Origin of the sequence: Burkholderia sp. HMSC10F09 (assembly GCF_001806955.1) — a bacterium.
GTDB classification, from domain to species: domain Bacteria; phylum Pseudomonadota; class Gammaproteobacteria; order Burkholderiales; family Burkholderiaceae; genus Burkholderia; species Burkholderia multivorans.
In genome coordinates this window covers 1-5200 of the sequence record NZ_KV786931.1, presented here as the reverse complement: position 1 = coordinate 5200, position 5200 = coordinate 1, and the positions used below count along the sequence as shown (strand labels likewise).

The following is a 5200-nucleotide window of genomic DNA, read 5'->3' as shown; positions in this document are numbered from 1 at the left end:
TCGGTGCGTCGTCGAGCAGCGACGCCGCGGGCGCGGCGCGATGGAAGCGGTTCCGCGGCGCCGTCCGACTTCGCGCCGCGGCGTTTCGTAGTCGTACCTTCAGACGATTCGGCCTGCCGCCCGCGCGCTACGAGGTGCGCCCGTTTTTCCCCCTTTTCCCGTCGCTACACTCGTCGCATTCGATGCACCGCGCAGGCGGGGGCTGCGATTGCCCGCGCCTGCCGCCCATAACGACAGGACGACGGCACGATGGCAGAACCGAAGGCGCTTCCCCGCGACTGGCAGCGGATGTTTTCCGTCGGCCGCGGCGTGTCCGGACATCGCCGGATCGGCGCCTCGCCGCGCGCCGATCTGTTTCTGGCCGCCTTCATCGTCGCGGTCGTCGCGCTGTTCATCCTGCCGTTGCCGCAGGCCGCGCTCGACGGGATGATCTCGCTGAACCTGGCCGCAAGCGTCGTACTGCTGACGGTGTCGACCTACGTGCCGTCGGCGGTCAGCTTCTCGTCGTTTCCCGCGCTGCTGCTGTTTACGACGCTGTTCCGGCTCGCGCTGAACATCGCGTCGTGCAAGCTGATCTTGCTGCACGCGAACGCCGGTCACGTGATCGACGCGTTCGGGCGGCTCGTGGTCGGCAACAACGTCGTCGTCGGCGGTGTCGTGTTTCTCGTGATCGCCGTCGTGCAGTTCATCGTGATCGCGAAAGGCTCGGAGCGCGTGGCCGAGGTCGGCGCGCGCTTTTCGCTCGACGCGATGCCGGGCAAGCAGATGAGCATCGACGCGGATCTGCGCGCCGGCATCATCAGCGCGGACGAAGCGCGCGAGCGCCGCGAGAAGCTCGAGCAGGAATCGCAGATGCACGGCGCGATGGACGGCGCGATGAAGTTCGTGAAGGGCGACGCGATCGCCGGCCTCGTGATCGCGTTCATCAACATCGTCGCGGGCATCGCGGTCGGCACGCTGATGCACGGCATGGACATCGGCACCGCGCTGCAGCGCTACGCGATCCTGACGGTCGGCGACGGCATGGCGTCGCAGATTCCGTCGCTGCTCGTGTCGATCGCGGCCGGTATCGTGACCACGCGCGTCGCGACGCGCGACGCGCGGCAGCGCCAGCTCGGCGAGCAGCTGGGCGAACAGCTCGGCGCGCATCCGCGCGCGCTGCTGATCGCGGCGCTCGTGCTGGCCGGCTTCCTCGTCGTGCCCGGTTTCCCGAAATGGTCGTTCGCACTGATCGCGGTGGCGCTCGGCGCGTTCGCGCTGACGCAGCTCAAGCGCAGGACGACCGCACCGAGCTTCAACCTGATCCACGTGGCCGGACGCGTCGGCGCGGCCGACGACGGGCAGCCGGCGAAGGTGTCGCACGCGGCGGGCGTCACGTCGCTGATCGCGGTGTCGCTGGCCGACGATCTGCGCAGCACGCTGAACCTCGCGCAGCTGCAGGCCGCGCTGTCGAACGCGAAGGCGCGCGTCGACGCGGACATCGGCACGGTGTTCCCGCGCATCACGCTGAACGACGACGAGCGCGCGCCGAACGGCACGTACCGCATCTATCTGCAGGACGTGCTCGCCGCGCACGGTGCACTGAAGCCGGGCTGGCTGCTGTGGGACGGCGTCGCGCCGCTGCCCGAGCGCGCGGAGCGTCAGCCGGCCGAAGCGTTCGGCCCGTTCGCGACGGCACTGTGGGTCAAGCCGGACGGCGCGCCGCCGGACGGCAAGTGGCTGACGAGCGAGGCGGCGCTCGCCGCGCACGTCGAGCAGATCGTGCGCGGGCACGCTGACGAACTGCTCGGCATCCAGGAGACGCAGGCGCTCGTGCATCTGGTGCGGCGCGATCACCCGGAGCTTGTCGGCGAGCTGACGCGGCTCGTGCCGCTGCAGCGCGTGACCGAGGTGCTGCGCCGGCTGCTGGCCGAGCAGGTGCCGATCCGCAATCTGCGCGTGATCTTCGAAAGCCTGATCACGTGGGCGCCGAACGAGCCCGACGACGTGATCGCGCTCGTCGAACTCGTCCGCGTCGACCTGCGCCGGATGATCACCGACCGCCACGCGGGCGCCGCGCGCCAGCTGCGCGTCGTGCTGTTCGAGCAGAACCTGCAGGAGCGCATCGAGAACGCGGTGATGCGTACGAAGCAGGGCAATTTCCTTGCGCTGTCGAGTGCCGTGAAGCAGGACATCGGCGAGCAGGTGCGCGCGATCGTGCAATCGGCGCACGCGAGCGGCGCGCACGGCGCCGCGCGGCTCGCCGTGATGGTCGCGCTCGGCGCGCGGCGCTACGTGAAGACGATCCTGCAGCCGATGCTGCCCGATCTTCCGGTGCTGTCGTATCAGGAGATCGAGGAGGACGTGCAGCTGCATACGGTCGGCTGGGTGAAGAACCCGCCGGACGACGGCACGGTCGGCGCCGGCGCCGACGTGCGTACACCGGGCGTCGCGCAATGACGAGCTCGACGATCCTCGATCTCACGCGGCAGGCGCTGATGCTCGTGCTGCTGCTGTCGCTGCCGATCGTGCTGATCGCGACGGTCACGGGCCTCGTCGTCGCGATCCTGCAGGCGGTCACGCAGGTGCAGGACGCCAACATCGGGATCGCGGTGCGGCTGATCGCGGTGATGGTCGCGCTGGTGCTGCTGTCCGGCTGGCTCGGCAGCGAGGTGCTGCGCTTTGCGCAGCAGGCGCTCGAACGGATGTTCGTTTCTTCCACAGGAGTGTTTTGATGCGTCGACGCGTCGTCCCGATCCGGTTTCAGCCGCGCAGCCTGCCGCGCGCGGCGCTCGCGATGTGCGCGAGCGCGCTGCTTGCGGCGTCGCTCTGCATGACGATCGCGCAGCCCGCGCGCGCGGCCGACCTGCGCTGGCGCAACAAGCCGTTCACGATCGTCGCGAACGGCAAGAAGATCGGCGACTTCATTCGCGAGCTCGCGTCGTCGCAGGGCGTGACGGCCGTCGTCGATCCGAAGGTCGACGGCGTGATCAGCGGGCGCTTCTCGGGCACGCCGCAGCAGACGCTCGACACGATCTGCTCGACGTACGGACTCACGTGGTACTACGACGGCTCGTTCCTCTACGTCGATCCGGCCGACCAGTCGCAGACGCAGATGATCCCGATTCCGCCGAACGCGGGCGGCGAGATCGGCCGCGCGCTGCAGGCGATGCAGATTCCCGACAAGCGCTACACGCTCGTGATCAACGATCGCGCGAACAGCGTGTACGTGGCCGGCCCGCGCCGCTACGTCGAGCTCGTGCGGCAGGCGATCGGCAGCGTCGGCGATCCGTCGGCGAACGGCCAGCACGCGGACATCCGCGCGTTCCGGCTCAAGTACGCGTGGGCGTCCGACTTCACGATCAATCGCTCGGGCAAGGAAGTGACGGTGCCGGGCGTCGCGACGATCCTGCGCCGGCTGTTCGGCAAGGGCGGCGGTACGGGCCCGATGCCGACGAGCGCGCCGCTCGGCCAGGCCGCGCGGCAGGTCAAGCTCGGCTCGGGGCTGACGATCGCGGTGCCGCGCCTCGAATTCCCCGATCTGTCGGGCGGCCCGCGCAGCGGCGGCTACGGCGGCGAATCGGCCGCGGGCAGCACGTTCTCGCCGTTCGCGAGCGGCGGCGACACGCTGCCGCAGATCGAGGCCGATCCGGCGATCAACGCGGTGATCGTGCGCGACCTGCCGGAGAACATGTACCGCTACCAGTCGCTGATCGCGCAGCTCGACGAGCGGCCGCGGATCGTCGAGATCAACGTGACGATCATCGACATCAACGAGGATTCGCTCGACAGCCTCGGGATCGACTGGCGGCTGCACACGACGCACGGCGACGTGCAGATCGGCAACGGCGCGAACCCGCTGAACGGCAACACGCAGTACAACGGCGCCGGCAATCCGCCGCTGACGTTCGGGATCGGCGCGAGCGAGTCCGGGCAGACGGGCACCTTCATGCCGACCGGCATCGCGCTCACCGCATCGATCGGCGGATCGTTGCGCAACTACCTGCTCACGCGCGTAAATGCGCTCGCGCAGAAAGGGCAGGCGCAGCTGCATTCGAAGCCGAAGGTGCTCGCGCTCGACAACACCGAGGCGATTCTCGAGAACCTCACGCAGTTCTACGTGCAGGTGCAGGGCTATCAGGATTCGTCGCTGTACAGCGTGACGACCGGCACGAGCATCAAGGTGACGCCGATGATCGTCGACGATGCGATCCGCAATGCGGCCGCCGTGTCGGGCCGTCCGGAAAGCGTAATGATGTCGATCGACATCCAGGACGGCAACATCGTGCCGGGGCAGGCGGTGTCGAACGTGCCGGTGATCCAGCAGCGCAACATCGTCACGAAGACGATGATCGACGAAGGCAAGAGCCTGCTGATCGCGGGCTTCAACGACGACGAGGTGCGCCTGAACAAGAGCGGCGTGCCCTGGCTGTCCGACATTCCGCTGATCGGCAACCTGTTCAAGTACACCGACAAGTCCGGCAACCACATGGAGCGCTTCTATCTGCTGACGCCTCGCGTGGTGTCGAGCGCGTCGATGTACGCGCCGGACGGCTCGCCGGTGAATCCGGGCGTCGATGCGCCGGCCGACCCGAACGGCGTGTCGATGTACCGGCCGCCCGACAACGACATCGCGGTGCCGCTGACGCCGCGCCCGCTGCCCGGCACGAAGTTCGGGCCGCCCGCGTTGCCGCCGCCCGCCCAGGACGCGGCGTCGCAGCCGGTGGCGACGACCGCAGGAGCGTCCGTCCATGTCGACGAGCATCATTGAACCGCACGGCGACGGCGCATTGCCCGGCGGCGCCGGCAGCGGCGCGGCCGCGCTCGCGTCGCCGTGGAATCTGTGCTTTCTGAGCGGCCCGATGTACGGCCGCACGATGTCGCTCGCACGCGGCGCGAACTGGGTCGGCACCGCGGCCGACTGCGAAGTGATCCTGCCCGATCGCGAGATCGGCGCGAAGCAGGTGTGCCTGCAGGTCGGCGCGCTCGCGGTCACCGTGCAGAACCACGGCGGCGACACGGGCGCGCCGGTGCTGCTCAACGACGAACCGCTCGGCAGCGGCCGTCGGTCGCTGACGCCGCAGGACGTCGTGACGGTCGGCTCGATCCGTTTCGGCATCGCGCGGCACGCGCAGGCGAGCGTCGCGGTGCCCGACGACACCGGCGCGCCCGACGTCGCGCCCGCCGCACCGTGGCTCGGCTGGCTGACGGGCGGGCTGCG

The 5200-nt window shown here is 69.4% G+C and carries 4 protein-coding genes; all 4 read left to right on the top strand.

Going from position 1 to position 5200, the window contains the following annotated elements; genetic code table 11:
• Positions 1-249 precede the first annotated feature (249 nt).
• On the top strand, positions 250-2439 hold the full coding sequence (gene sctV / locus HMPREF3115_RS27545) for a type III secretion system export apparatus subunit SctV (protein ID WP_065496212.1): 2190 nt from the start codon (positions 250-252) through the stop codon (positions 2437-2439).
• On the top strand, positions 2436-2714 hold the full coding sequence (gene sctS / locus HMPREF3115_RS27540) for a type III secretion system export apparatus subunit SctS (protein ID WP_006396581.1): 279 nt from the start codon (positions 2436-2438) through the stop codon (positions 2712-2714). Before sctV ends, sctS begins: the two co-directional genes overlap by 4 nt.
• The gene (gene sctC, locus HMPREF3115_RS27535; protein WP_048995973.1) at positions 2714-4750 is read left to right on the top strand and encodes a type III secretion system outer membrane ring subunit SctC; all 2037 of its coding nucleotides are present in this window, start codon (positions 2714-2716) and stop codon (positions 4748-4750) included. Before sctS ends, sctC begins: the two co-directional genes overlap by 1 nt.
• The coding region (locus HMPREF3115_RS27530; RefSeq protein ID WP_305367021.1) for an FHA domain-containing protein at positions 4731-5200 on the top strand (470 nt) is incomplete at its 3' end. The genes sctC and HMPREF3115_RS27530, both read left to right, overlap by 20 nt.